General features: G+C 48.0%; 24 protein-coding genes. All 24 read right to left on the reverse strand.

Annotated elements, in window-relative coordinates; translation table 11 throughout:
* Window positions 1–68 precede the first annotated feature (68 nt).
* The 24 genes from NSCA4_RS0104515 to NSCA4_RS0104640 all read right to left on the reverse strand — a co-directional run bounded on the left by NSCA4_RS0104515 (window position 69) and on the right by NSCA4_RS0104640 (window position 24,324).
* Window positions 69–494, reverse strand: coding sequence for a type II toxin-antitoxin system VapC family toxin (locus NSCA4_RS0104515; protein ID WP_016687027.1), 426 nt, complete (start codon window positions 492–494; stop codon window positions 69–71).
* Window positions 494–769 carry a FitA-like ribbon-helix-helix domain-containing protein gene (locus NSCA4_RS16340; RefSeq protein WP_438284943.1) on the reverse strand — a complete coding sequence of 92 codons (276 nt, stop codon included), beginning with the start codon at window positions 767–769 and terminating at the stop codon, window positions 494–496. The genes NSCA4_RS0104515 and NSCA4_RS16340 overlap by 1 nt, the downstream gene beginning before the upstream one ends.
* 142 nt (window positions 770–911) lie before the next feature.
* Window positions 912–2,147 carry a relaxase family protein gene (locus NSCA4_RS0104525; protein ID WP_016687029.1) on the reverse strand — a complete coding sequence of 412 codons (1,236 nt, stop codon included), beginning with the start codon at window positions 2,145–2,147 and terminating at the stop codon, window positions 912–914.
* 11 nt (window positions 2,148–2,158) lie between these two features.
* On the reverse strand, window positions 2,159–2,671 hold the full coding sequence (locus NSCA4_RS0104530; protein WP_029609517.1) for a ribbon-helix-helix domain-containing protein: 513 nt from the start codon (window positions 2,669–2,671) through the stop codon (window positions 2,159–2,161).
* Between the two features lie 61 nt (window positions 2,672–2,732).
* A complete protein-coding gene (locus tag NSCA4_RS14550) occupies window positions 2,733–4,229 on the reverse strand; it encodes a hypothetical protein (protein WP_141565457.1) in 1,497 nt (498 codons plus the stop codon).
* 71 nt (window positions 4,230–4,300) lie between these two features.
* Window positions 4,301–7,096, reverse strand: coding sequence for an LPD7 domain-containing protein (locus NSCA4_RS0104540; protein ID WP_016687032.1), 2,796 nt, complete (start codon window positions 7,094–7,096; stop codon window positions 4,301–4,303).
* A gap of 85 nt (window positions 7,097–7,181) precedes the next feature.
* Window positions 7,182–9,233, reverse strand: a complete 2,052-nt coding sequence (locus tag NSCA4_RS0104545; protein WP_029609519.1) for a type IV secretory system conjugative DNA transfer family protein — start codon at window positions 9,231–9,233, stop codon at window positions 7,182–7,184.
* A gap of 77 nt (window positions 9,234–9,310) precedes the next feature.
* Window positions 9,311–9,715 (reverse strand): single-stranded DNA-binding protein, encoded by a 405-nt coding sequence (locus NSCA4_RS0104550; RefSeq protein ID WP_016687034.1) that lies wholly within the window; start codon window positions 9,713–9,715, stop codon window positions 9,311–9,313.
* Between the two features lie 73 nt (window positions 9,716–9,788).
* The gene (locus tag NSCA4_RS0104555; RefSeq protein ID WP_029609521.1) at window positions 9,789–10,163 is read right to left on the reverse strand and encodes a hypothetical protein; all 375 of its coding nucleotides are present in this window, start codon (window positions 10,161–10,163) and stop codon (window positions 9,789–9,791) included.
* Window positions 10,164–10,166: 3 nt separating this feature from the next.
* Complete coding sequence (locus NSCA4_RS0104560) at window positions 10,167–10,946, reverse strand: hypothetical protein (protein ID WP_176621471.1); 780 nt, start codon at window positions 10,944–10,946, stop codon at window positions 10,167–10,169.
* 183 nt (window positions 10,947–11,129) lie between these two features.
* Complete coding sequence (locus NSCA4_RS0104565; protein ID WP_016687037.1) at window positions 11,130–12,227, reverse strand: ATPase, T2SS/T4P/T4SS family; 1,098 nt, start codon at window positions 12,225–12,227, stop codon at window positions 11,130–11,132.
* Between the two features lie 94 nt (window positions 12,228–12,321).
* Window positions 12,322–13,551, reverse strand: coding sequence for a type IV secretion system protein VirB10 (gene virB10 / locus NSCA4_RS0104570; RefSeq protein WP_016687038.1), 1,230 nt, complete (start codon window positions 13,549–13,551; stop codon window positions 12,322–12,324).
* On the reverse strand, window positions 13,548–14,387 hold the full coding sequence (locus NSCA4_RS0104575) for a TrbG/VirB9 family P-type conjugative transfer protein (RefSeq protein WP_016687039.1): 840 nt from the start codon (window positions 14,385–14,387) through the stop codon (window positions 13,548–13,550). The genes virB10 and NSCA4_RS0104575 overlap by 4 nt, the downstream gene beginning before the upstream one ends.
* A complete protein-coding gene (locus tag NSCA4_RS0104580; protein ID WP_016687040.1) occupies window positions 14,384–15,124 on the reverse strand; it encodes a VirB8 family type IV secretion system protein in 741 nt (246 codons plus the stop codon). Before NSCA4_RS0104580 ends, NSCA4_RS0104575 begins: the two co-directional genes overlap by 4 nt.
* Window positions 15,125–15,323: 199 nt before the next feature.
* Window positions 15,324–15,485, reverse strand: coding sequence for a hypothetical protein (locus tag NSCA4_RS0104590; protein WP_036538095.1), 162 nt, complete (start codon window positions 15,483–15,485; stop codon window positions 15,324–15,326).
* Between the two features lie 18 nt (window positions 15,486–15,503).
* On the reverse strand, window positions 15,504–15,965 hold the full coding sequence (locus tag NSCA4_RS0104595) for a hypothetical protein (RefSeq protein ID WP_016687042.1): 462 nt from the start codon (window positions 15,963–15,965) through the stop codon (window positions 15,504–15,506).
* A 23-nt stretch (window positions 15,966–15,988) separates the two neighbouring features.
* Window positions 15,989–16,969: a TrbL/VirB6 family protein gene (locus NSCA4_RS0104600; protein ID WP_016687043.1), complete on the reverse strand. Its 981-nt coding sequence runs from the start codon at window positions 16,967–16,969 to the stop codon at window positions 15,989–15,991.
* 59 nt (window positions 16,970–17,028) lie between these two features.
* Window positions 17,029–17,235 carry a hypothetical protein gene (locus tag NSCA4_RS0104605; RefSeq protein WP_016687044.1) on the reverse strand — a complete coding sequence of 69 codons (207 nt, stop codon included), beginning with the start codon at window positions 17,233–17,235 and terminating at the stop codon, window positions 17,029–17,031.
* 20 nt (window positions 17,236–17,255) lie between these two features.
* Window positions 17,256–17,915, reverse strand: a complete 660-nt coding sequence (locus NSCA4_RS0104610) for a TrbJ/VirB5 family protein (RefSeq protein WP_016687045.1) — start codon at window positions 17,913–17,915, stop codon at window positions 17,256–17,258.
* Between the two features lie 159 nt (window positions 17,916–18,074).
* A complete protein-coding gene (locus tag NSCA4_RS0104615) occupies window positions 18,075–20,453 on the reverse strand; it encodes a VirB4 family type IV secretion/conjugal transfer ATPase (protein WP_029609525.1) in 2,379 nt (792 codons plus the stop codon).
* The gene (locus tag NSCA4_RS0104620) at window positions 20,365–20,796 is read right to left on the reverse strand and encodes a VirB3 family type IV secretion system protein (protein WP_016687047.1); all 432 of its coding nucleotides are present in this window, start codon (window positions 20,794–20,796) and stop codon (window positions 20,365–20,367) included. The genes NSCA4_RS0104615 and NSCA4_RS0104620 overlap by 89 nt, the downstream gene beginning before the upstream one ends.
* 20 nt (window positions 20,797–20,816) lie before the next feature.
* On the reverse strand, window positions 20,817–21,134 hold the full coding sequence (locus NSCA4_RS0104625; RefSeq protein ID WP_003759653.1) for a hypothetical protein: 318 nt from the start codon (window positions 21,132–21,134) through the stop codon (window positions 20,817–20,819).
* A 66-nt stretch (window positions 21,135–21,200) separates the two neighbouring features.
* Window positions 21,201–21,881: a lytic transglycosylase domain-containing protein gene (locus tag NSCA4_RS0104630; RefSeq protein WP_029609527.1), complete on the reverse strand. Its 681-nt coding sequence runs from the start codon at window positions 21,879–21,881 to the stop codon at window positions 21,201–21,203.
* A gap of 1,315 nt (window positions 21,882–23,196) precedes the next feature.
* Window positions 23,197–24,324: a PilT/PilU family type 4a pilus ATPase gene (locus tag NSCA4_RS0104640; protein WP_003742946.1), complete on the reverse strand. Its 1,128-nt coding sequence runs from the start codon at window positions 24,322–24,324 to the stop codon at window positions 23,197–23,199.
* Between the last annotated feature and the right edge of the window lie 107 nt (window positions 24,325–24,431).

The following is a 24,431-nucleotide window of genomic DNA, read 5'->3' on the forward strand; positions in this document are numbered from 1 at the left end:
GATGTCTGTATGGCCGCAGGGCTTTTTTGTTTATCAGTCGGTTGAGAGAGACTGTTGTTTGGTATGGACTATTTACCACCTAGAAACGGGTTGATGACTTTTAATCCGGCTGCGGTAAACGGGGTCGTATCTCGGGTAGCTACCGTCATATGGTGGTAACGGGCAATGGCCGCAATATAGCCGTCTGCCGCCGCAACGGTGAATCCTGCCGCCCGCGCTGTTGCACGGACTTTGGCATAAGCAGTGGCAGCTTCGATGTCAAAATCCAAAATTCGGTCTGAAAATACAGGTAATATTGTTTCTTCCAGTTTTTCCAACAACAGCCGTTTTTTCCCGCCTTCGGGAAGGATGGCGATGCCGAAACGCAGTTCCGCCACGGTAATGCTGGAAAGATATAGTGTTTCCACCGGTTGTCTGTCCAACCAAGCAATGACAGTAGAGTCAGGCTTGGGGCGGAGCGGTTCAGAAATGATATTGGTGTCCAGCAAAATCATTAGAACTGTACCTCAGTTTGCTCTTTCCGTTCTATGTCTAAATCCACACCTCCTGCTTCCCGACCGATATCGGATAACAGTGAACCAAGACGGACGCGTTGTTTGGGGCGTGCAGCTTGATCCAGTATCAGCCGTATTTCGGCTTCCGTACTCCGACCGGCGGCTAAGGCACGTGCTTTAAGGGCTCGATGGGTCTCTTCAGATAGGTTTCTGACTGTAATGGAAGGCATATCCATTCCTTTCGAGGGTGTTTGAATACTGTCAAATGCTATCATTTTTGTAAATTGATAGCAAGTGAGGTGGGTATTTTCTATAAACAAAAAAGCCCGGCCGCAGCACCGTTTCGAGTGCTGCGGCCGGGTTGTCGTTGCCGTATGGTTTCTGCAAATATGGTTTGTAGTATGTACGGGTTCAAAACTACCGTGTCAATCCGTCATCCCCGTGTTCATGATGCGGGGACGGTCTTTCTGCCGATTGGCTATTGCTGCGTTCAACTGATGTTTCTCCGACAATGGATCGACCGGCTGCCGCAACGGCAATATCCTGCATAAGCTTCGCTTCCGTTTTATGTCCGCTTTTCGACAATTTTCGTGCCAGATTACTGAATTGCTCGCTTTCATCAAGTTGATGCTTCAGGTTTTGGGTCAGTTTTTCAGCAGTCATGCCGTTGTTGACGGCTGTGTCAAACTGTTGCTGCGCCTTGGTATCACGCGGCTGAGCGGCGGTTTCTTTAGCTAACCGGCTGATGATACGTGCTTCGGTCTTATGTCCCATTTTGTACAGCTCTTTGGCTATTTTGCCGTACTCATCCACTATCAGTCCGCGGGTGTGCATTATTTTCTTCCAAGACTGATGTGTCGGTCGTTCGTTGTGTTTGACGGCTTCAATCAGTTCTTCAGCCTGTTGCCGGTAGCGGTTCGGTACTTGGCCGCGTGATTTTATGGCACGAAAGACGCTGTTTTCCGGTTTTTGCGTTATTCCCCGATGCTGTCGCCTAGTGGCGGCGCACTGTACACCTTCTTCCCGGAGTTTTTCGGCAAAGCGAACACGCCATTCGAACAGGTCATTTTTACGCGGATTGAGCCGATCACCGAACTGATTACGCACTAGTACGCACAGGTGGACGTGCGGATGCGGCGGCTCACCCTCTTTGTCAGACTCGTGGTGCAGTGCAAAGGCGTATTTGTGCCCCTCGAATTGCTCGGCAGCGAAGTTTCGGGCGGCATCCAGTACGGCTTGCGGCGGTGTACCTGGCGGCATCGACAGTACGATGTTCAATGCCTCTTTATGCTTGGTGTGTTCGGCAATACCCAATCGTTTCCAGTCCTCCACCAAGTCGCGTACCGCCCGTTTACCGTTTAAGCGTTCGCCGTCATTGGTTTCAACCTGTATCTTGCCGTTGCGTGATACATAGTCCAAATGGCCGCGTACTCCGGCAATCCCTTTTGAATTACTGCTGAGGCGGCGAGGTATTTTTACCATTACTTCGGGGTGCTTGAGAGCGGCGGCCTTAAGGTTGGTTAGGCCGCTGCCGGATTTCAACGGTTTTGACGGGCGGCGGCCGTGACCCAAATACAAGCCGCCCCGGTCTTTGGATCTGACGGCACGGGTTTTATAACCTAAAAACCAGTCGTCTATGGGATTGGTCGCCATAGTCTGCCTCCTTATTTTTTACGCCTTCGCTGGGTATGCAGTACCCGCCCGACGCGCTCGGTGTGGTTGTTGATGATTTCGCGCAGTTCGGCGATGTATTGTGATGTCAGAGAGACAGGTTCACCCGCATTGAGTTTGTGGGCAATTTGGTTGAGATTTCGCCCGATACTCAAAAGTTGGTAATTTGAATGGTGTAATTCGTCCAGTTCGACGGCGGAAAGGATGGGATGGCGGCTGATATGTGTCTGTATGATGTCGCGTATTGCATCGTTGATCGTGCCGCCACGCCGTTTAGCGGCCTCTTCCAAATACGCACGGTCTTTGTCGGGCAGGCGGATGGTAACGCGTTTGCTGCTTTTTGGGGGTGGAAGTCCGATCAATTCGGGTTCTTCCTTTTCTAGCTGCGCCTTCAAAAGCCGTTTTGCCATCCATGATACGCTGGCTTTACCATACCGTTGTTTTGCCAGTTGCGTAAGCTCTCTAATTTCTTCATGGGTTAAACCATAGACACTGATTTCAGACATGGTTCTTTTCCTTCAAAAACAAGGTCGTCTGAAACCATGTTTCAGACGACCTTTCTTATCGTTATCGCCCGTAAAACAGTTCCTGTTGCTCAGGAGGCTGCTCCGGTTCGTTTTTTACATCTATACGCCCGTATTGGGCTTGGTAGAAATTCAGACGCGCCTGCATCTGCGTCTGTTCGGGCAGACCTTGAATCAGGTTTTCCATGCCCGCCTCCAAAATTCGGTGCTTTTTCTGCCCGTCGGCATTCATATCAGACAACCGCTGGCTATACTGTTCTTTCGCTACCAGCAAACGTTCTTCCAAGGTTTGCACCGGTTGCCGTGCCTCCTTTTCAGGCGGCCTCTCTGTTTTTACAGATGGTGAGGCAGACTTGGGAGTGGGACTGTTTTCCCTTGCCGCCTGTTCCCGTTGTCCGACAACATCCACAACCGTGTCGGATTCCCGTACGGGGATTTTGAAGGATTCGGAATTGCCGCTCTGCCGTTCGGTTTGGGTAACGTGGGCTTCATTTTCGATAAACGAGACTTTGATGTCGTAGCGGCCTACGCTTTTATCCCAATAACCCGGTGTTGCGGAAACATAGGCATAGCCGCTTTCCTCCAGCCTGTCTGCAATCCAATTTTCGGACTTGGCGTTCTCCAGCATTTCCGTTACGTCATTTGCCGTAAAAGGAATTTTGGATACCACGCGTTCCGCAAACAGATTGAATACGGCAGCAGCCGTTTCGGGACGGGTATCGCGTGCGTCAATATCAAATGCCGTATCCCAACCGTTCTCCAAGGCGAGATAACGTCCGCTCCGATCGAGGCGGGCGTACATGGTCATATTGCCTTCGGGATTCAGCGAACCGCCTTCCTGTGCGCCCATATAGGTTTTTTCTGCTGTCATGCCGCCCTGTTTCGTCCAGCCGTGATATTCGGCCAGCCGGTCGATGACGTTTTCGGAATAGTGCTTTTCAGACGACCTTTCTTCTGCCTGCTGTGCCGGTTTTTCAGATTCGCGATTCTCAGGTGCAGGCTTTTCGGTTTCGGGCGTGGTCTTGCGCTCCTGTTCTTGGCGGTGCAGGGCGAGGATGTGGTTATAGGTGTCGCGGAATTTGGCGAACTGTTCGCCTTTCACGCCTTGCAGGTAGGCATAGCCGAACTGCTGCTTGTCCTTATCCCATATGATGCGCGCTTTCTCCACGCCGCTGACGAAAAAGCGGTTCGGGAATTTGCGCCATTGGGTAATTTCGCCGGACTCGATCATCGGTTTCAAAAATTCGGGGATGTCGGCATTGTTCACGCGGTCGATCGCTGCCTGTTCGCGTTCGATAGCACGCTGCGTTTTCTCAATTTCCTTGTCCGCCGCCCGCAAACCGTCGTTTTGGCGTTCCCAGCGGTTCAATGTTGCCTGTCCGTTGCGCTTGTCGTTGAGCGGTTGTCCGTTCGCACTGCGAACGTCGTCGAAATGGTTTTGCAGCCGTTGGTCGAACGCCGCCTGTTTCTTTGCCAGCGACTGTTGCAGGATTTTCATTCTTCTGCTGCCCGCAGGTTGCTTGTTTTCATTCTCTGCCATATTGCCTCCAAGAAAAAAACGGCCTGAAACCGCAAGGTTTCAGGCCGTAATGAAAGAATCGGATTAAAAACTCAGCGGCCGATTTCCACTTCCGGATCTTTCTCATGCTGCCGATCCCGGTCGTTCTGTTGCCGTGCCTGATCCAACGAATGCTGCGGGTTTGGTATCTGAACCGGTTTGGGCAAATCCAGCTTCGAACTCTTCATTTTCTCGGCGGTATGTTCGTAATAGTTGGTCAAGGCCAGTTTTCGTGCATCTCCTTTCACCCCCCGAATTGCATCCATAACGTTGCGTTCGTGGAATTGCAGGTGGGATTTGTTGGCTTTGGACAGCTTTCCGGCCTTGGTCATATAGACGGCTTTGGACGATTGCAGCCGGGTATCCAGCGCGTCAGATTTCATCTTGGCCGCGCGTACCGCCACTTCGGCAGGTATTTCACCCTGGCCTATACCCTGTAACGGCACGCCTGCTTGGATATCGGCGGTATGGGAAGTATTGATGGTGGCATCGGAAGGTGTTTTGCTCCGCGCCAGCATTTCGTCTGCCTTGGACAGGGCGGCGGTGTCAGGTTGCCGGACAGAGGTTTCATGCTCTTTCTGTTTTTCCTGTTCGTGTACGATTTCCATGTCAAACATGTTGCGGTATGCAGCCTTTGTTTCCATACCGGTAACTTTGCCGTTTTTGTCGTAAATCGGTACTTCCACCTCTACCGGCTGTCTGCCCAACGAATGAAGCCGGATGCGGTCGCCGACTTCCGCGCCGCTGCGTTCCATTGCGTCGGGAATGTCCACGCCCCATACCGTGCGCTCTTTACCGTCCCGTTCAAGTACGATATACGGACTTTCCTTATTTTGGGCATTATGAAGATAGGGGGCGCTGCCGACGGTAACGATACGCTCACCGTCGGCAGGTACGGATGACTGTCCGCGGGTTGGTTCTGCCTTTTCAGACGACATATCACGATTTTTGTTATGTTGAGGGGATGGAGAATTGCTTTCACCGGCTTTAACCGGTTCTCGCGTGTGCTGTTCTTCCACGCCGTTCAATGCCCGTCCCTCACGCAGGTGGTCGAGATAAGCCAAATCTTCTTTGGTCGGACGGTAGCCGGCGGTACGGATCCCCCGGCTTTCTGCTGCAAGAAACATTGCGCGCTTAAATTCTTTGCTGCCCGTCAGTTTGATGTTGTCCCAGCCTTTTTCTTTGACTACTTCCAACATATCATTGACGGTTTGCGTATCAGAACGGGCCGTGCTCAATTTGTTGCCTTTGTCGGTAAACATTACGGTCGTACCGTTTTCGGCAGACATGTATTTACCGTCTGAAACGATATACCGGTGGGCAATACTGTCGGGCGGGATATTGTAGTTCAGATCAAGAACGGCTTTTCTTCCCTCATTTTGCAAAGCCCGCAGCGGTTCGGTATCCGATTCCTGTTGTGGGGGTGGCTCGGCTCTATCTTGAGTGGAGGCATAACGTATATCTGTTCCGGTATCATTGTCGAAATGACTGCCGGTACGGCCGATACCGTATGGATGATCGGGATCAATCGGCTGATAAGGTTCGGTTGTCCGCTCACGCCGTTTTTCCGCGTATTCGATGCCGTTGACTTCTGCCTGACTTGAGGCTACAGCTTGCAATGTTTCGGTTTGTTGAATCATCTCTTCCTCTTTCTGTTTACCGGACTGTTCGGATGCAGGGCCTTCAGACGACCTGTCCGACGATTCCGCCGTATGACCACGCTCCGCTGCTTGCTGCCGTGCCTGCCATTCAGCAATCTCGTCGGCAATGGCCTGTTCCATATCTGTATCAAGCTGTATGCGGTGCTCGGACTCAGGAGCGGCCAGATTCCGACCTTCTGTCAAAGCCTTTCTGACGGCTTCGATGCCCGCCAACTGGTGCAGGTCGTTGTAGTCGCTCGGCAGTTTCGGTCTGCCTTGTCTATCCATTCCCGCCGTCTGTTGAAACTTCTGAATCTGCTGCATACTGAATTCCGGCTCGATGGCAATAGCTCGACCATTGAATAAGGCTGCCGCCTGCCGGGCAGAATGCAAACCTTTTCCCGATGCGTCGTTATCGACCGCAATCGTTACTTTGGTGTCGGATGGTAGATTTCGCGCCAGTGTTTCGGACACCTTGACCATATTGTCTGCATCGAAAGCGACGATAACAGGCTGTCCAGTCGCTTGATGGATACTGGCGGCGGTGGCGAAACCTTCGGCGATCACCACGCCGTTTGAAATTTTGGATGCATCGCCGACAACCGTATAGCCGCCGTCTTTTCGACCGTCTTTCAAAAAGCGTTTGTCGCCGGTGGGATCAATAGATTGCAGGTTGTACAGTTGACCGTCGTAGAAAACGGGGATTTGCAATCTCAGGCTGTTGTTGTATTCGTTTTGGCGGATACCTGAAACTACGGCGGGATCGGTTATGCCTTTGGCTGTAAGGTAGGGGTGTGCCAATGTGGCGGGCACACTCTGCGCCCATATTCTTTGCGCAGTCCCCTTTACACGTTCGTAGCCCTCTTGCCGCAACCGTTCTGCTTCAAGCCGTTTGGTTTCGGATTCTGCCTGCCGCCGGGCTTTTTCGGCATCGGAAAGCGGAACATAGGGTTTTTCAGGCCGCCAGCCGTTCTGCCAGGCATGATAAAACAATGTACCGATACTGATATGTCCAGGTTTGAACGACTTCCATGCGGCTTTTGCGTCGCGGGCATTGTAACTGCCGCTTGTCTGAGACCATTCATCCCACAGGTGGAAACCGTCTTCACCCATTTCGTCTTTGACGGCTGCACCCATACGTATCCACATATCGCGGTCGTCTGCACCGATATGATTTAAGGCTGCCCGAATTTCGTCATAATCTGCCATTTCTTACTCCTTGTTGAAAAAACAAAGACCACTATGAAATAGCGGTCTTACGGTTTCGTTCGCTTTCACATACACTCCTCAAAAATCAGGTGGCCTCTTCCAAATCTTCCGGATTGATTTCGATGCCGGATGAGGTTTTTAAAATCTCGGCAATAACAGACAGGCTGTTTTCACCCCAGTTGCGGGCAATATACGGCACCATCGTAGCGACATATTCCGGTGGGCTGCCGGCCGGAATAATCGCTTCCAGTACTGAACGAGCCAGTTCTTCAGCATTAACCGCGTCACGCCAGTTGAAACTTTCCATCTCCTCCGGCGAAACATATGCAGGTTTAGAAACCTCGACCGGTTTCTTTGCCTCAATATGTACATTCAACTCGGGAACATGTGGGATAGGCAGGAAAGCGCGATCTTCGAAGGCGGGATCTTTGTAATAAATAATCTTTTCTGCATAGATAGCGGACATCCCTGACATACTGATAATGCAGTCGGAATCCGGCATGACTTTGAGCTCGTCGGGGTTCATGACCGCACGTTTCTGATCGCTGATACTCACTCCGCTACTGCTGCTTTTACCTCGGGAACGGGACGTTCCTCTCGCCTTATAGGTATAAAAGCCGATCAACTTACTCAATTCTTCCGCATCGTTTTGCTCGCGAGGGGAGAAAACCATACGGACGGCAAAGTTGGAGAAGAACGTCTGTCGTGCCGTACTGCCATATACTTCTTCCACCTGCGAAGGAGTTTGGAAGACGAGAATAGGGCGGATACCGTAACCGGCCAGATAGCCCACCCCTTTTTCGATGGCAGGGATATTGCCCAGTGCGGTAAATTCGTCTAACAGCAACAGACACTGGTATTTCAATTTTGGGTTGTCAGACGACAGACCCTGCCGCACATTGACATCGCACAACTGGCTGAAAAACAGGTTCATCAGCGTGCCGTACACCTTCATTTCGTCGGGGGTAATGCCCAAATAAATCGTGGTCGGTTCGCGGCGCAGGTTGTGGAAAAAGAAATCATCGCCGCTCGTGGCCGCTTCAACGGCAGAATCAAGAAAAATTGCCAACGGTGCGGACATGGTGGATAAAATATCTCCGCTGGTCTTCGCATTACCGTTGGCAAACCCCATCAGCAGCGTTTCGCAGTTGCGGCTCAAGCGATATTCAGGGTTGGCCGCCCTAAGCTCGAACTCGTCACGTATCCAGTCCTGCAAGGTTTTGCCGTTGCTTGGGGTGGTCAGCCGGTAGAGGTTGGCCATCGTCGTCAGGTTTTGCGGCAGGCTCAGATCGCGCTCCTTTTCCGTTTCAATCAGATAAAGCAACAGTCCGGTAAACAGTTTGCGCGCTTCCTGTTGCCAAAAATTTGAGTTGCCGCTGTCGCCCTTTGCCGTAAGCGGATAAAAGATTGCCGAGACACCCAATGCGTCCTTATAGGTATAAACAGGTTCGCGGCGCACATAAGTCAGCGGATTCCATCGGTGGCTGATAAGCGGCGCGTCAGGTTCTTCGGTATGGTAAGGCATCGTTCCCGACGGATTGAAGAAAAATACCTTCTGCCCGTGTTTGGCGCGGAATCCGGCGGTAATCAGAAAGTTTTCCTTCTTTACATCGTTGACCACCATACTGTGTCGGTAGTGCAGGCAATTTGGAATAACAAAGCCTACACCCTTGCCGCCTCGGGTACGGGCAGCCAAGTAGAGAAAGCCATCGTTTGACCAACGCAGATATTTCCCTTTGTATTTGCCCAAAATCAGATCCGGCACATCCTTTCCCTTTTTGCGTTTCTTTGCTGACGGGTTGTCCAACAACCCTGATTTCCTGATTTCGCGCTCGCTCGCAAACCTTGAAGAGCCGTGCAATTCCTTTCTTTTTCCCCGCAGAACCGAGACCAGTAACATAATCAGTCCGACAACAGGGATGGCGGCCGCAACTGCCGTCGAAACCTTCAACGGAAAAACCATGCCTTGCGGCAACCGGTCGAAATGCTGCCAATAGGCATAAAGCAAAGATAACGACGGTGCAGTTTTAAGTCCCAGCCATTTCGTATAAACCACCGCTCCTAGATACAGACCGACACATAGGGTAGTAATAGCCAGTAGCAGTGATAGCAGAATGTCGGTTACGGGTTTTCTCATTACAAATACTCCAAAATAAAGCCCGCCAAAAGGCGGGCATAGAAAACTCAGTATGTGGCAGGTGGTTGTGTCAGTCGTTATTTCTGAACCGGCTGTCCGACGGAGGTTTTCATCATGTCGTGAATACCGCCGGAAACTTTTTCACGAGGGCCGGTTCGTATAATCTGCATCTCTTTGCCAATTACTTCGAACACGGTTTTTTCAGAGCCATCTCGCCCCTGAACCTGCCGAGACTGTACTTCCCCCCATACCTGCAGGCAGTCACCTTTTTCCATCAATCTGCATACGGTTTCTGCCTGTCCTCCGTACAATATGACGGAAAACCATTCGGTGCGCTCTTTCTGTTCGCGCGTCTCACGGTCATTCCACGTTTTTTGTACGGCTACCGACACGTTCGTAACAGCCCGACCGCCGGGCATATACCGTAATTCTGGATTACGCCCTAGGTTGCCCATAATTTCGATTTTATTGACATACGGCATTTACTATCCTTTCAAAATTGCTGGGTATAAAAAAGCCATCCTAAACTTGGACGGCTTTGAGTTTTGCGTGATATTACGGAGATTGTGTCTTTTCCTGTTGTCCGATTTGGGCAATGGTCTGCAATGCCAATCTCAAATCCAATTTGACATCTTCGGGGGAAACATATGTTGTAAGGGTGTAGTCTGCCTCGTTTCTGGCATTTCTCAGTTTTTCCATTTGTCTGCCGATGAGTTTCAAGTTTTTGCTGTCGCAAGATTTGAAAAAATCAATAAGCTGCTTGTGCATGGATTTCCCTGTTTCATAGGTAAATCCCAAGTGAGAGCGCGCAAAAATCAGACCGGTATGATAGACACTGTAATAAATACGGCTGACGGCATTCCGGTTGCCTATTTCAGATTCTCCAATCATTAATCTGCCACTGGTCATGAAATCCTGAGGCTCAATCATATCTCAACTACCTATTCCGTAACTGCGGTTATAAGGGCGGCAGGAGATGCTGAAATTAATTAAGTTTGCATCTGCCGACTCTTCCATATCGATCAATAACCGTGACAACATTTCATCCGCTTCTGCCATACGGTCAATATCACTGCCAAAGCACAGCATTTTCAATTCGATAAATATATCTGATTCAATCGAATAACCGAAAGAATAGGTAGGTATCTGAAACCCTATCTCTTTAAGCCGTTTTTTCGCAGCCAAAATTGCAGAGACCAAGACGACTTCATCAATTTCTGTATTTTTCAAAAGCAGGTGCAACTGCTCCAATTCGTCCTGTTGGTTCGTTTCAAGGGAATTCATTTTGTTTAGACGTTCGATAATCTGTCCCGGTCGCTCAATAAAACCATATAACATACTGATATGAGCCAACGGCTTCAAAAACAAAGGATCATCTGTTTTTTCGGAAGCAGCAAACATTTGTTTCAAATATACGGTTGCCTCTTCAAAGTATCCCATCCTGTTTAAACCGTTCAATCTGAAAAAATTGGTCATAGCCGGAATGTCCGATGCGGATATGACATCAAAGTGTTTATCGAAATCGTCCTTACGGTTATTGATTGCATCCAACATACCTAATATCAGATAACCGTAAGGTGCGTCCGGAGTGCCAAACAAAGATTTTGCATCCCGTTCCAATCCGGAAAGCAGCAGCGGGCGCGGATTTTCTTGTTCCAGTGCTTGTTTAAGCCTTTGAAACGCACTTGGTGCGACAGTTGCGGCAACAGCCATTTCAAACCTCTCTTTAATGTCTGACAATTTTATAGGATTTTTCATCTATAGACAAAATCGCATATACGATGATGTTTTGATGATGTCAGTCCCCAAGTCCCTCATCATCTATGTAAACAGACATATCCAAATCTTTTCACAAGGTAAAAAGGTCGTCTGAAAAAGTTTTCAGACGACTTTGTATTACTGTAAACGCCCTTGCATAGCGTAGTATTTTTCGACAGGGTCGAAGTAAAGTTCGGTCATGCGGGTTTTTTCAAAGTAACAGATCACATCAATAGTGGAACGGACAGTGTTAAGAATATAACCGGGATCCATGGTTTGGCCGGTAGCTGATTCTTTGGCCAACTGCATGATGCGGTAGTGAACATCACGAGCACTGTTTGCATGAACGGAAGTCAGTCCTCCCGGGTGTCCGGTATTAAGAGCGGCAAGATAGTCCCAAGCCTCATCTCCCCTTAATTCTGTCAAAAAAATCCGTCCCGGTTTAAGCCGCATACACGCCGCAATAATCATTTTGGCTGTGATGTGCCCACTGTAAAACAAATGTGCATGGTTAGGGTGCAAAGGTAGATCGAGTTCGTGAGTGTCTTCAATAGTAACCAGCCGTTCATGAGCGGGAATCATGTCGGCCAGTGTCTTGGTAAACGTAGTTTTACCCGACCCCGTACCGCCTACCATGCAAATATTCAACCTCTGTGCTATCGCAATTCTGAAAAATTCATTCAGTTCTCCGTTGGCTTTATGTTCCAACATTTTGTACTGCCAGTCGGTCAGTTTGACGTCAGACGGCAGCTTCATCCTGTCGGATACGTCACGGACCCAGCGGCTCTCTATTTCGATTTCCGACTCTGTACGACGTTCTGCCACGCCGTGCCCCGATACGTCGTTAAAACCATTCAGACGACCTGTATCAAGATAGTCCGACATTGTGAAACGGCTGTTCGAAGGTTTGCGGAAAGCAAAAACAACCGTTCCGTTTTCGCAACTGGGGGACATCATGATGTGGCCGCGCTCACCGTCGGGTAGCGTTACCGAATGAATGGGGGATTCGTATGAGATATGCTTTTTATTGTAAGTACATAGCGTATTTGCCAGTTTTTCCAATACGGGCAGGGGTAAATCAGGTCGTTCAATACGGCGGCAGCCGTCGGCATCTTCAAGAAACACTTCCCCAGGTCGGTTTATGAATACTTCGGTTACTCCAGGGGTATTGAGATATTCCGTCAGCTTCAACTTGTCCAGTAGATTGCGTGACGAAACAGAATTATCGTGAACCATTACATATTCCTTTGTTATTAACGGCTTGTTCTATAACTGCCAGTCCAGTGGCAGTTATAGAACAAGCCGCTCCTTTTAAGTGAGCGGCTTCGGGTCAATATCGGTTGGAGACCGTTACGTTTTCATATACCCCTGAAAAATCTACATCACGGGCAACAAAGACCATGATTTCCGTGCCTTGATTGACGTATCCGGTTGGTGGAATGTTGATGCTGTTCTTCAGAGCTTCGGTAGCCATTTCCTGCGCGGTATTACCCGTATTTTCATACGAAATGTGGTTGTTATTACCCGACGTGCGGTTCTGTCCGTTACTGAATCCGTTGCCTATGTCGCCAATCATGCTGATCATGATGGCACCGCCGAACCGCTGCCAAAAGTGATAATTCACTTTGGCAGGATGCCCTGATGCGCCGAGCGAATCGCCGCCGGGACTGTCCAGGGCCACACGGATGCCTTCCGGTGTCTCCAATGTATTCCACAAAACAAAAACTCGGGCCTGACCATGTGTCAGCGCGGAAGTCTGTTCGCCGATAATGGTAGAACCACGCTCAACCAGCAGCGTCTTGCCGTTGGCAGAATAGACGTCACGTGCCACTTGGCAACGGGCTAAACCGGGATGGGTTGTGACAATCTTTGTGTTAGTGACACAGGGAATACCCGTACCGCGATTCAACACATAGGTTAAGTCGCCGCGACTTTCAGCAACGGTAGGCTTATAATTTCCAGGGCTCAGTCTTGCGGTCAGCGGGTTGCCTGAAGAGATTGACGAACCTACATCCGTTTCTCCGACAACCGTACTGTCAGGGCGTATGTTAGTAAGTGTGGCTGCCGCAGCGCCTGAAACTGTTCCTCCATCCATGCCTTGAGGGGATAGATCCACATCAAAACGCTCGTCAGACGGAATTTCTGTTCTAACGCCCGTTTCAGGACCAGTTTCAGGGTCCGTTTCCGTAGGCTGTGGATTTGATGCAGGTCTTGCTTCACTCGCCGCGGCAGGCTCGGATGCTGCGGCTGGCGGAGTATCGGGAGCCATTTCTAAAATTTCATCTTGCTCTGCTTTAAAATTTTTACTGTCTGCCTTACCGTCAACCACTTCCTCTTCCGTTTTTTTCTCTACTTCGTCGGAACCTCCGGAATAATTGAACAGAGCGGCTGCGGAAACTCCGGCAACAGCCAATGCAGCAAACAGGAACATCATGTTTTTCATGGTGCTCCTGCTTTTAACATTTAGGTCGGTAGGCATGCCGCGTTCAATACTGTTGTCACCGATACGTTCTTGCAGGCTCGGTTGTTCATCATCGGGTCTGATTTCGTTTTGCTTCATTTTTTATCCTTTTTCATACGGACGGTTCGGCTTTGCGTACTGCCGGTCAGATTGAACTTACCTTGCGGGTTGTAACCGCGGTTCTCTATACCGAGAACTGCGTTATTCAGCCGCAAAACAAATTTTTCTGCCGTTTCATGGACAATCAACGTATCGCCTTCAACATGACTGTTTAAGGCAGCTTCAGAACCATCGGCCTTTACTCTGAATACGGCCGGCAAATCTTTAGCATTGTCATAACGGAAGTAGGTAAAACGACCGTCGTCGTAAATTTCGGTCGGTGCCAATGATTTTTTGCCGCGCCCCCAATAATTCCGGTTATAGTCGCCACCGCTGGGATTACGTGCTTCGTTGGCACGTAAAACAGCAGCAGCTTCAACCTGTTTCGACATTTCAGCCCGTTGCCGTTTGCGGACATCGTTCGGATAGAGAAATTCCAATACAAACGTAGGCGGATGATTTTGATCTGCCATTTTTAAATCAAGCGAATAACGGCGTTTTTTGTTGGATACCATCAATAAGTTGGTGGACGGTTGGGGTTTGGTTGGTTTGAAAAAAATGTTGTTTCCGCGAACCTTTACCCCCCAGGCTTTACCATATCCCGTTACCAAACCTTCATTCACGGGATTGGCGACATCAACCGTTTCTCCATCCTCCAACTGAAGCAAAGTTGCATATCCGACTTTTGCCCTTACAACCACAACATCATATGGATTATGGTTGATACTTTGAATCCTCTTATCATATGGTGAGCGGTTGGGATTGACTGCGGCCGGAGCCGTCTGAAAAGACAAACCGGCCACAAGGCCGGTTATCAGCAAGGTTTTTTTCATCATTGCGCAACCTCTTCGGTAACGTTGTAACTTAACACTTGAAAGCCCAGAGGATTAATATCTCGAACCGCCTCGGTCATTGGAGTTGTCTTAAACTCAAAGGCAATGGTGGCAATCATTTTTTGCGGCGGTGCCGGTTTGATTTCGGAATTACCCACAGGAACCAATCTTTTTTCAAACCGTACCTGCGCCATATCACCTACAAACGAGATATTGGTCACCTTTACAAGCACTTCGGCATTTTGTTTCAAAACCTTATGCGGTGCAGTTGGACTTTCGTAAAAAGCTCGGTATTTGGCTTGAACTTCGGGAGAATTGAAGAGTTTTGTCGTATCATAGGTCGCCTGAACCGTATTCCAGTTATAACCTTCGCGGAACATGACATATTGGCGCAGCCAGTGCCGGTTAATCACTTCATCGTAAGTCATCTGTTTATTTTTAATAGTAGTGACGATATTGGTCTCTCCCGTAGTCTTATCTACTTCGATAACAAAGGGAAAGGCCTCTTTTAAAGGCGTAAGACTGGTAACGGCAACAACAGACAAACCTGCAATAATTAGTCCGCCAATGCCGACGCGCTTCCAAGTGCTTGCATTTTGCTGTGCGATATCCACCAAGGTTTTTTCAAATCCCAGTGCCATCCGGATCATTTGATCTACTTCTTTGCCGATTCGCTTTTTTTGCTCTTTCTGCAACTGTTCTTCATTCTGCGGTTGTTTGGTTTTTTTACGGAAAAACATTATCGTGCTCCGGTATGTTGCTGAACGTTGATCGGAAATGCCTGCCCATAAGGTTGTTTGGGTGCGGAGGAGCAGGCGGCCAGAACGGCGGCAAGTGCAGCCAATAAAATCACTTTCATATCAGTTTCCTTTTTTTAAAATTAGAAAAAAGCCCGTACAGCGGATACTGTCGGGCTTTTAATCATCAGGTAGCAGACAATCAGTCGTCGTACCAATCACGGCGGCCTGAGCCGACCATCGCGACCAATGCGATAGGGAACACCAACATCATCATGATGGCGGGTCCGATATTGTTGTGGCGGTTCAGATAGGCAATAAATACCAAACCGAAAAAAATTCCTACCCCCAACAGCATTCTCATGACGGTCTCTCCTTCACTTTATCTGATGTTTACAAAAGCATAATCGTTGACGAACGCGCTCCAGTCGCGGCCGTTATGCAGGTTTTTGATGGTAACACTTCTGCCGTATCTGTCCAGCAGATAGATAGTATAACTGTGTGAAGCCCAACCGAAAACACCCTGCTGATACTGTGCCTGGTCAAAATTCTCCCAACGCACACCGTGAATGCCTTTCGACCACGGAAACAGGCCGCTGTAATACCATACACCGGTCTCGTCCACATAGGCACGGCAACAGGTAAGTTGGAACAGCATCCAACCGAACCCGACCAGATAAAGCAGCGTCAGACCGTACAATACCGTCTGTGCCGCTCCTTTACCCAATGCCAGGCCGAGCAGCCCCGAGATAACGGCAAAAGTGGAAGACACCACAAACAGATACAGCAGGATGCCTATAACAAAATACTGGATATACGCTACCCAAGACAGGCGTGCAGTCATCTTTGACTCCTATCGGTTATGGATTAAGACGGGCGTTTGTCAGGTGCGTGCGAAACATTACCGCCACTACGCCTGTTGGAGGCCGCACTGAGAGCGGCAGCTCCAGCTCGACCGGCCAAGCGGCCTGCCGCACCCAAACCGCCTGCCAGAGACATCATATGACGTGAAGCTCCCGACACAGCCGCACCACCCGTCAATGCTGAGGCAATACTCGGAATGTTGAAAACGACGACTAGGAAGATGATGGTTTGTAACAAAAACAGCGGTGGTAGTACTTCGGCGGCAGCGTAATCAGCAATACCGCCAGACATGGCCATGTTAATCGCCTTATCAAATGCCGCCATCTGAATTTTAACCAACAGGACAAACATCGTGCAGGTCAGAATATGGTTCAGACACTGGCCGATCCAGTTGATTGCGTACTGCCGCGTTGCTGGAAACAACAGGCAGCCGAGAAATACAGGTCCGATCATCAGAACCAAAGCCAAGGAAATTTTAGCGACCATGTAGAAGGCAAAAGACAGCCCGACAACCAATACTCCACAAATCGTGATAACTAGGCCGATCTTGATGACAAGTCCGAAATGTACGGCTATCTCATACCATTGATGTTGATCATGAAGTCCTGATATCTTATCAAGTAAATCCATTAACAATTTCCAACTGGCATCCATTGCCGACGCATCCACTTTGTAGCCGCCGGCAAAGATTCCGGCAATCTCGTCTGGCATTCCGTAAATGATATGGGCCAGTTTCATGTAAGTCGCCGGAGCCAACGAGAGTCCGATAATCAACATCCATCCGCAGCATTTTTTGATGAAATCCACTGCCATAACATCAAGACTTGAATTGTAATAATCCCAAATGACAAGCAGTACATAAAAAGAAAAACAGGCGACGAACAGCGGTGTAATCTGCCCAATAAAATCCCCGGTCTTATCCAGAAGGTTCTGCCCCAAATCCGCCCCAAGCGTTTTGGCCACGTCGGCAAAAAAGGTTGACATAAACGTCTCCAATAAGAAAACCACCGTCGGAACGGTGGTTTTAGCTAGATAATCAGTGTTTATTTTTCAGGACGCGGATATTTTTTATCACAATCAATATTCGTATTGTTAATCCGATTTTGACGGATACAACTGTTACGTTGTTTATTGATTTCAGATAATTCTCTATCCTTGTTCATCTGCTGATAAAACTTCTCTTCTTCAGATTGACCGCAGGCGGACAATAATAATGCCGCACAAAGCAGCCCCAACAGATGAAGTTTCATTTCAGATGTCCTTTCAGTTGTTAACTACAAGCCGTATTGGTGTTGTTAATCCGATTTTGACGAATACAACTATTGCGAGCCGCACGTTTTTTTACTTGGACTTTTTCATCCAGTGCCATAAACCGGTCCATCATATCCAGCTGTGTTTGGTTTTGCTGGATATAGGCATTTTCCAAGGCAATACGGTTTTCTAGGTCGGCGGCCGCTTTGGCATCTTGGGTAGTATTTACCTTATCCATCAACGCCTTAATGTTTTTGAAGCGTAGTTCCGAATCCTTGATGGCTTTCAGAGTCAGATCAAAATGTTTGATCAAACGCTCATTGTCTGCGTTTTGATTATAGCCTTTTGAACTCAACAGATTGTTAAAGTTCCCACCTTTTGTCTGCATGGCTGCATCATAAACCGATTTCCACTCATCGGGTAGTTGTTCGAGTGCTTCGGTTTTCAGAATGTTGCCTAAATTGCGGTTGCCGGTAAGGGCTTTGACTTGATTTTTCAGTTCGGTGATTTGCTTGATTTGGTTATCAATTTGCTGTCCCATTTTAACGACCTGTTCAACGGCTTTGGCAACCGCAGCACCGTCGTAAACCGGAATGGCCGCTATCGTTGGGGCGGCGGTAGCAACCATAAGACCAACGGCTAAAGCCGCCACTGTTTTTTTGACTTTACACAGTTTCATCGAAATCTCCTACGAATCATTATAAACGCCGCGTTGTGCGACGGATGGGTGAGGCCGTCCGTAAACGGCAGGAAGGTAAAAGGCCGTCTGAAAACAGTTTCAGACGGCCTATGTGTTTATATTTCAGTGAATATTTGCGTTCGGCTTTTCTCCTTCGAACTAAGTGGATGTTTTACCAGATACGGACTGATAAAGCAGTGGCAGCCAAACATCGGGGTCTTCGCTGCCGGTTTCTTCCATAATGCGGTGCATTAGGGCAACATTTTCCGATGTGCCTGAAAGTACGACCAATTCGTCATGAAAGTCGTGTAAATCAAGAGTGGCGAACGTACTCTGCTTACTTTGCTTAATCAGGAAAATACGGCTTTCAATCGGTAATTTGAGAAGTTCGGCGCATTCTTTATCGGAAAGGCCGCATTTCATGTAAGATTCTTTGCTGCCGTCAGGGTTAGGTAGGAAAATTTTGGTCGGCGTTTGCTGTACGATGGCAGCAAAATTGGGGGAGTTGGCGGCATCTTCCGGCGACTGGGAATCCAAAAGCAAAAACTCACCTGATTTACGGCCGGTTTTCAGTGTTTTAAGCATCAAATCGGCTGTAATATCAAACCGGTCGGCATACCAGAATTCGGCAATGACTGAAGCCATCAAACTGCCTTCAACTGCCACACGGTCTGCCATTATTTCTTTCAAATACAGCAGATAAGCCAATACCGGACCTGTCGGCTCGTAATCATCTTTCAAGATACAGGTTACGTCCAGACCGATACGGAAAAACGCTTCCGGATCAAAGCGGTTTGACAGGCTGTCCAAGCACCATGCAAATTCTCCGCCCTCGCTTCGGCACCACTTGGAGAGGCGCGTACGCAAAGAGTTTGGTGCGGTAGAGTAAGGCAAGTTGTCCAGCAGGGTGCTGAAATTACGCAGGTCAAACTCCAGTTCGTAGAGTGTATCGACAGCCAACTTGATTTGCCGTTCCTCCGAAGCGTCTGCGCCGCCGGCACATTGTTTGACCAAGCGGTACAGGAAACTACGGTGTTTCGGCTGATCGGGCAGTTGGAACGGGTTAAAGCCGTTGTCAACGCCTTCTTCGACCGCGTAGTAAGTTCCGCCTAATGCCCGAACGAAGATTTCCATCCCCCTATCTAAATCCAGAACAAACAGATAAGGATCAAACCGCGCCATAAAGGTCAGAATTGCGGTTTCCAGAGCGGTTTTACCCGTACCGGTTGCTCCGGTAATCAAAGTATGTCCCGCAATCCGTTTGCCGCGCATATTCATGTCTTTGCGGCTGTAATGCAGGTTCAGGTTAAACAGGGTGTTTGACAGCGTTTTCAGAGGCATCACCGGTGAACCGTCGCCAATCGGATTGCCCCAGCTTTTACCTTGGGAGTAGTTGTGCATTCCGAATACGGTGGCAAGATTGGTGGTTGTTTTCGGCATCATCCGCGGACGCTGTTTGTAACCCGGAATTTGGCTGAAAAAGGTTGAGGGCATTGAACCCGCTGCATGGACAAAACGGAATCCGTTTGCATTGAGGAACTCCGTCATCGCCGTCGAGCCGTTTTTACGGGCAGCTTTCGGGGTATCCCCATATACAACAAGGGAGGCGGAATAATCGCCGAACATAGTGCGCCCCGCAGACAGTTCGCCTTTTCCCAAAGTCAGTTCGTCTTGCTGATCTGTCGCTTCGTCTTTGGCACTTTTCAGTGCATTGCGCTGCTGGTTAATGGCCGACTGCATATCAGCATTTTCCGTATAGATAAAACTTTGCGTCAGCGAAAATTCACACGGAAGCGACAAGACCGGCAGCAAAGTCATAATTTTACTCCGGCCGAAGTCCTTCAAATCGTAGCAGGTAGCAAACTTTCGATGTTGTGCACTTCTGATCTCCAGAATATCCGTACCGAAATGCAGGTCGGCAGTAGGGATGACTTTATATGCCGCAGAAGGGGTTAGGGGAATATTTTCCCTTAATCCCCCATTGCAAAGTGTTCCAAAGAATTGATAGACATCTGAAAATACCACCCCGTTCTCGTTTTCATAAACGCCCAACGGTTCGGGATCAAATATGCTTAATCCTTTTACGATTAAATCCAACAACTCCGCCGTTTCTTCAACCCCATCTGAAAAATCATGGTATTTCAAGACGACTGATAAGTAGAACAAATTTTCAAAATAGTCTTTTTGGTTGAATTGTTCGATATAGTGGTCTGCAAACTGTCGGCAGAAGTTATTTTTGAAAATATAGTTTCTTTTCAAATCAATTTTCTGCCGTTGGAGCGTCGTCCATATGGCAAGCCGACTACCATATTGCTTGCCAGCGGCATTCAAAACCCTTTTGAGGGTTTCGTTTGCCGCTATCAAGTGCCCGTCATTTACGCCTTCAAAAGGAATACCGTCAAATTTAACGGTAAAGCCCAAGTAGCCGTTATCATAATGCACAATATGCTCAGCAACGTGCCGACTGACTTTCGGAAAAAAGTTTTGCTGCGGCGGCTGCCTCTTCAGTGTCTTCCTTAATAAATCGGATGTAATCATCGCGGTCTCTTCCAAATTTGGTTGCTGTAATGGTTAGGGTGTCACCGAAAAGATTTGACTTCCTCCGGATGAACCACCAGTAAATTTCCAAACCCAATATACGTAATGCCTGATCATCTCTTTTCGTGAACATTCTCAGGAAAAAGATACAGGGCAGGGCCAGCAGGAAAATCCCGAAAGCCTTCAAGCCGTAAACAGGCATAAGGAACATGGCGGTAGCCATAAATACCACTAAGATAATAAAGCCCGGAATAATAGGAACTCCGGCCAGCATGGCGACACGTGACAGTCCCTCATAAGAACTGTACTCTGTGTCAATATTGATTTCGGGTAATCCGTTCATCCGTATTCACCCTGTGTCAATTAGAAGTTAACGCTTTTCGCTGCTTTAATAATCCCTGCCGCCAACGCAGGTCCGCATCCGAACAGAAAAATCCAACCGCAAACCCGAAGAATGTCTCCAATAGTTTTTTCTTGAAAATAACCACCAACAGCAACCATGACAATTGCCACACCTGCAACAATCGCCAAAATGTTGTACCACTCTTGAAACCATTGTTTGACTGTACTCTCTCCGGTTGACAGGCCGCCGGCGGCCAAAGCCGTCTGAATACCACCCAACATTGCACTAAACAAAACCGCTTTTACCCATTGACGGGTGTTTTCACTCACATATTTCATTTTTGAAGCTCCAAAAAAAAGACCGCCAATATGGCGGATACAAAAAAACGACCATAAGGTCGTGTATTAAAAATCACCGAAAACATCCCAAGACTTAGGTTCTGGTTTTTGTAGAACAACTTGTTGATGTATTCCTCTTTCAATTCGGGCAGGTGTATCAGAGAAATTGGTTGGTTCTGAGAATACTGCCTTTCTGTATGGCGAATCCAAAGTTTTCTTATTGGCAACCGTTACCGGAACAGGTTGTATTGCAGCAGGATTTTTCCCACTTAAACGTGCGTAACGTGCTTTGACATTGCGCACATAGTGCTGGGTTTCCCGATATGGTGGAATACCACCATATTTACGAACTGCTCCTTCGCCGGCGTTGTATCCGGCGAGCACCAAATCAAGATTACAGCCGTGAATACTGGATTTGTCAGGGAAGTGGTTACATAAAAAGCGCAGGTAACGAGTACCTGCGATGATGTTTTGTTCCGGATCGTATAAATGTTTGGGATTGACCCCCATTCGTGCGGCCGTCGGCGGTATAACCTGTAACAGACCCTTGGCGTTTTTATTAGATATTGCGAAACGGTTTCCTGAGCTTTCTCTTCCCATAACAGCCCATACAATGTTTTTATCCAAACTTTGCAATGCGGCATACTTTTCAACCAAGGCCTCATATTGCGGGTATGGGGCGCCGGCAAAAGCTGACGTTTGGTAAAAAGCAAAGAGTGATGTTGTCAGTATCAATATTTTCTTCATGTTTTTTTCACATCCCATTTCTCGGCAGGGGACACCTGCCAATCATTTACATAACGAATACGGCCGCCCTCAATGGAATGATACCGTGTTCCAAAAACATACACCTTCAGACGACCGTCAGACATGGTTTTCAATACATTGCAGTACATCAAGTAATCAATCCGAGACCGGCTATTTAATGAATGCGTACATTTTAAAAAATGCGAACCGTTCCAATCTTTGGGCTGTTCATTGTGGATTGTTCTGTTCATCCGAATTATCTGATTAAGGGACATCTTGCACTCCTACTATATAAAAATGCCGCCTTTTAAGGCAGCATTACATAAGTTTCTTATAAGTAATCTTAATTATCTGTTTTTGAAGAAATAGCTCTGTCGTTAATGATCATATTATTCATTACAATGACTTGGTCCATAAGGTTAATCTGAACCTTTAACATATGAATTTCCATTTGTTGCTGTAACAACATATTTTCTTGTTTGGTAATATTTTCATGCTGAATGACAATTACAACTGTGTTAGTTATAAAAACTATCAATAGGAATAATAATTTGAATATTTTCATTGGCTACAATATTTCCATTTTGAAAAGAAAAAACGAAAATCTAAGCAAACTGAAAGTTAGAATGCTTCGATTTTCGTTCTTTGGGGTGTGTCCATTTTGTGACTGAAACACATTGAAATAAATAGTATATGACGGTATGTGCAGACTTCACTTCTATTTAAAAACAATGGGTTAGGTTTTACATAAAGGACTTAAAATCCGTCGGCCCTAAACCGGCCGTGCCGGTTCGATTCCGGCTCCGGGCACCACAACCGCTTTTAGAGCGGTTATTTTTTTATCTATTGTAATGTAATGCCTAAAACCAAAGCTAAGGTAGAAAAGGCTTTTAGTTGTTTTAAGTATCTATGATTTGTTTAATTCCATATACTATCGTCTGATTGAATCAATACTTTCAGAGGCTATAATCGGGGTATCCGAAAATACCTTGCATTCAAATGCCAAGGAAATTTCTATCGGCAGAATTAAAGTTGGTTCATAAAAGGAAGTTATGGAGATTCAAAGCCCGGCTTAGAACAGCTTGGCGAATGCTGCGATGTATCAAGGCATTTTTGATGATGCAATACTGATAAGGCTGTGTAGAAAATACCCCTATAATTCTGTTGGCTGGATTAGTTAAAGCTGTTTGATATGGTTAGGAACTAAAAGGCCTATGGAAGCTGTTATGCAGTGAACTATGTAATTTAGTTAGTTGTTTAAAAAGGTCGTCTGAAAAGTGGTTTTCAGACGACCTTTGTTCATTTTTGACAACTTTTAAATCAGTTCCAAATCTGGGCCGGCGTTTTGGGCGCGGCGGCTGCGCAGTTGGATATCCAAACGCAGGTCGTGGGCGGAGTCGGCATTTTTAATGGCGTCTTGGAAGCTGATGTCGCCGCGTTCGTACAGCTCGTAGAGCGCTTGGTCGAAGGTTTGCATGCCCATGGCGGTCGATTTTTTCATCATTTCTTTGATGCCGTGGATTTCGCCTTTTTGAATCATCTCGGAAATGATCGGCGAATTGAGCAGGATTTCCACTGCGGCTACGCGGCCCTTGCCGCCTTCGCGGGGAATCAGGCGTTGCGAGATGAAGGCTTGCAGGTTAAGCGACAAGTCGGTCAAAAGCTGGGTGCGGCGCTCTTCTGGGAAGAAGTTGATGATACGGTCGAGCGCCTGGTTGGAGTTGTTGGCGTGCAGCGTGGCGAGACAGAGGTGGCCTGTTTCGGCGAACGCCAAGGCGTAGTCCATGGTTTCGCGGTCGCGAATCTCACCAATCAGGATGACGTCTGGCGCCTGACGCAGGGTGTTTTTCAGCGCGGCAAACCAGTTTTCGGTATCCACGCCGACTTCGCGCTGGGTAATGATGCTTTTTTTGTGTTGATGGACGAACTCAATCGGGTCTTCGATGGTGATGATGTGGTCTTGGCAATTCTCGTTGCGGTGGTCAACCATCGCGGCGAGCGAGGTCGATTTGCCCGAGCCGGTACCGCCGACGAAAATCACAAGGCCGCGTTTTTTCATCACCACGTCTTTCAAGACGGGCGGCAGATTGAGGCTGTCGAAATTCGGGATTTTGCTGGTAATAGAGCGGAACACCAACGCCGTCGCTCCGCGCTGCACCATCGCATTGACACGGAAGCGGCTGGTGTCGGGCAGGCTGATGGCGAAGTTGCATTCGTTGGTGGAGGAAAACTCTTCGATTTGTTTGGTGGACATAATCGAAAAAGCGATTTCCATACATTTTTCGGAGGTCAGCGGCTCGTCGGTAATCGGCGTAATTTTGCCGTCCACTTTCATAGCAGGCGGAAAATTGGTAGTGATAAAGAGGTCGGAGCCTTTGTATTTGTTCATATGGCGCAGCCAAGTGAACAATTCGTCTTTTGCGCTGGGAGGGTTGGTCATCATGATATTGGATAATTTCGGTGGTTATTTTATTGAAATGGATTATATCAAATAAATCATGATACATAAAAATGGCACGATTACCGTATCGAATAATAAGACAGGCGGGC

It is taken from the genome of Neisseria sicca 4320, assembly GCF_000193735.1.
In the GTDB taxonomy this organism is placed as follows: domain Bacteria; phylum Pseudomonadota; class Gammaproteobacteria; order Burkholderiales; family Neisseriaceae; genus Neisseria; species Neisseria sicca_E.

What these genes read in the sequence shown, in the direction of transcription:
- NSCA4_RS0104545 (WP_029609519.1), bottom strand. Translation starts at nt 9,233, where the DNA reads ATGAGAAAACCCGTAACCGACATTCTGCTATCACTGCTACTGGCTATT.
- NSCA4_RS0104615 (WP_029609525.1), bottom strand. Translation starts at nt 20,453, where the DNA reads ATGATTACATCCGATTTATTAAGGAAGACACTGAAGAGGCAGCCGCCG.
- NSCA4_RS0104595 (WP_016687042.1), bottom strand. Translation starts at nt 15,965, where the DNA reads ATGACTGCACGCCTGTCTTGGGTAGCGTATATCCAGTATTTTGTTATA.
- NSCA4_RS0104630 (WP_029609527.1), bottom strand. Translation starts at nt 21,881, where the DNA reads ATGAAGAAAATATTGATACTGACAACATCACTCTTTGCTTTTTACCAA.
- NSCA4_RS0104605 (WP_016687044.1), bottom strand. Translation starts at nt 17,235, where the DNA reads ATGAAACTTCATCTGTTGGGGCTGCTTTGTGCGGCATTATTATTGTCC.
- NSCA4_RS0104565 (WP_016687037.1), bottom strand. Translation starts at nt 12,227, where the DNA reads ATGGTTCACGATAATTCTGTTTCGTCACGCAATCTACTGGACAAGTTG.
- NSCA4_RS0104625 (WP_003759653.1), bottom strand. Translation starts at nt 21,134, where the DNA reads ATGAAATATGTGAGTGAAAACACCCGTCAATGGGTAAAAGCGGTTTTG.
- NSCA4_RS0104600 (WP_016687043.1), bottom strand. Translation starts at nt 16,969, where the DNA reads ATGTCAACCTTTTTTGCCGACGTGGCCAAAACGCTTGGGGCGGATTTG.
- NSCA4_RS0104620 (WP_016687047.1), bottom strand. Translation starts at nt 20,796, where the DNA reads ATGAACGGATTACCCGAAATCAATATTGACACAGAGTACAGTTCTTAT.
- virB10 (WP_016687038.1), bottom strand. Translation starts at nt 13,551, where the DNA reads ATGAAGCAAAACGAAATCAGACCCGATGATGAACAACCGAGCCTGCAA.
- NSCA4_RS0104550 (WP_016687034.1), bottom strand. Translation starts at nt 9,715, where the DNA reads ATGCCGTATGTCAATAAAATCGAAATTATGGGCAACCTAGGGCGTAAT.
- NSCA4_RS0104560 (WP_176621471.1), bottom strand. Translation starts at nt 10,946, where the DNA reads ATGGCTGTTGCCGCAACTGTCGCACCAAGTGCGTTTCAAAGGCTTAAA.
- NSCA4_RS16340 (WP_438284943.1), bottom strand. Translation starts at nt 769, where the DNA reads ATGATAGCATTTGACAGTATTCAAACACCCTCGAAAGGAATGGATATG.
- NSCA4_RS0104580 (WP_016687040.1), bottom strand. Translation starts at nt 15,124, where the DNA reads ATGTTTTTCCGTAAAAAAACCAAACAACCGCAGAATGAAGAACAGTTG.
- NSCA4_RS14550 (WP_141565457.1), bottom strand. Translation starts at nt 4,229, where the DNA reads ATGGCAGAGAATGAAAACAAGCAACCTGCGGGCAGCAGAAGAATGAAA.
- NSCA4_RS0104525 (WP_016687029.1), bottom strand. Translation starts at nt 2,147, where the DNA reads ATGGCGACCAATCCCATAGACGACTGGTTTTTAGGTTATAAAACCCGT.
- NSCA4_RS0104540 (WP_016687032.1), bottom strand. Translation starts at nt 7,096, where the DNA reads ATGGCAGATTATGACGAAATTCGGGCAGCCTTAAATCATATCGGTGCA.
- NSCA4_RS0104590 (WP_036538095.1), bottom strand. Translation starts at nt 15,485, where the DNA reads ATGAGAATGCTGTTGGGGGTAGGAATTTTTTTCGGTTTGGTATTTATT.
- NSCA4_RS0104640 (WP_003742946.1), bottom strand. Translation starts at nt 24,324, where the DNA reads ATGATGACCAACCCTCCCAGCGCAAAAGACGAATTGTTCACTTGGCTG.
- NSCA4_RS0104555 (WP_029609521.1), bottom strand. Translation starts at nt 10,163, where the DNA reads ATGATTGAGCCTCAGGATTTCATGACCAGTGGCAGATTAATGATTGGA.
- NSCA4_RS0104575 (WP_016687039.1), bottom strand. Translation starts at nt 14,387, where the DNA reads ATGATGAAAAAAACCTTGCTGATAACCGGCCTTGTGGCCGGTTTGTCT.
- NSCA4_RS0104610 (WP_016687045.1), bottom strand. Translation starts at nt 17,915, where the DNA reads ATGAAACTGTGTAAAGTCAAAAAAACAGTGGCGGCTTTAGCCGTTGGT.
- NSCA4_RS0104530 (WP_029609517.1), bottom strand. Translation starts at nt 2,671, where the DNA reads ATGTCTGAAATCAGTGTCTATGGTTTAACCCATGAAGAAATTAGAGAG.
- NSCA4_RS0104515 (WP_016687027.1), bottom strand. Translation starts at nt 494, where the DNA reads ATGATTTTGCTGGACACCAATATCATTTCTGAACCGCTCCGCCCCAAG.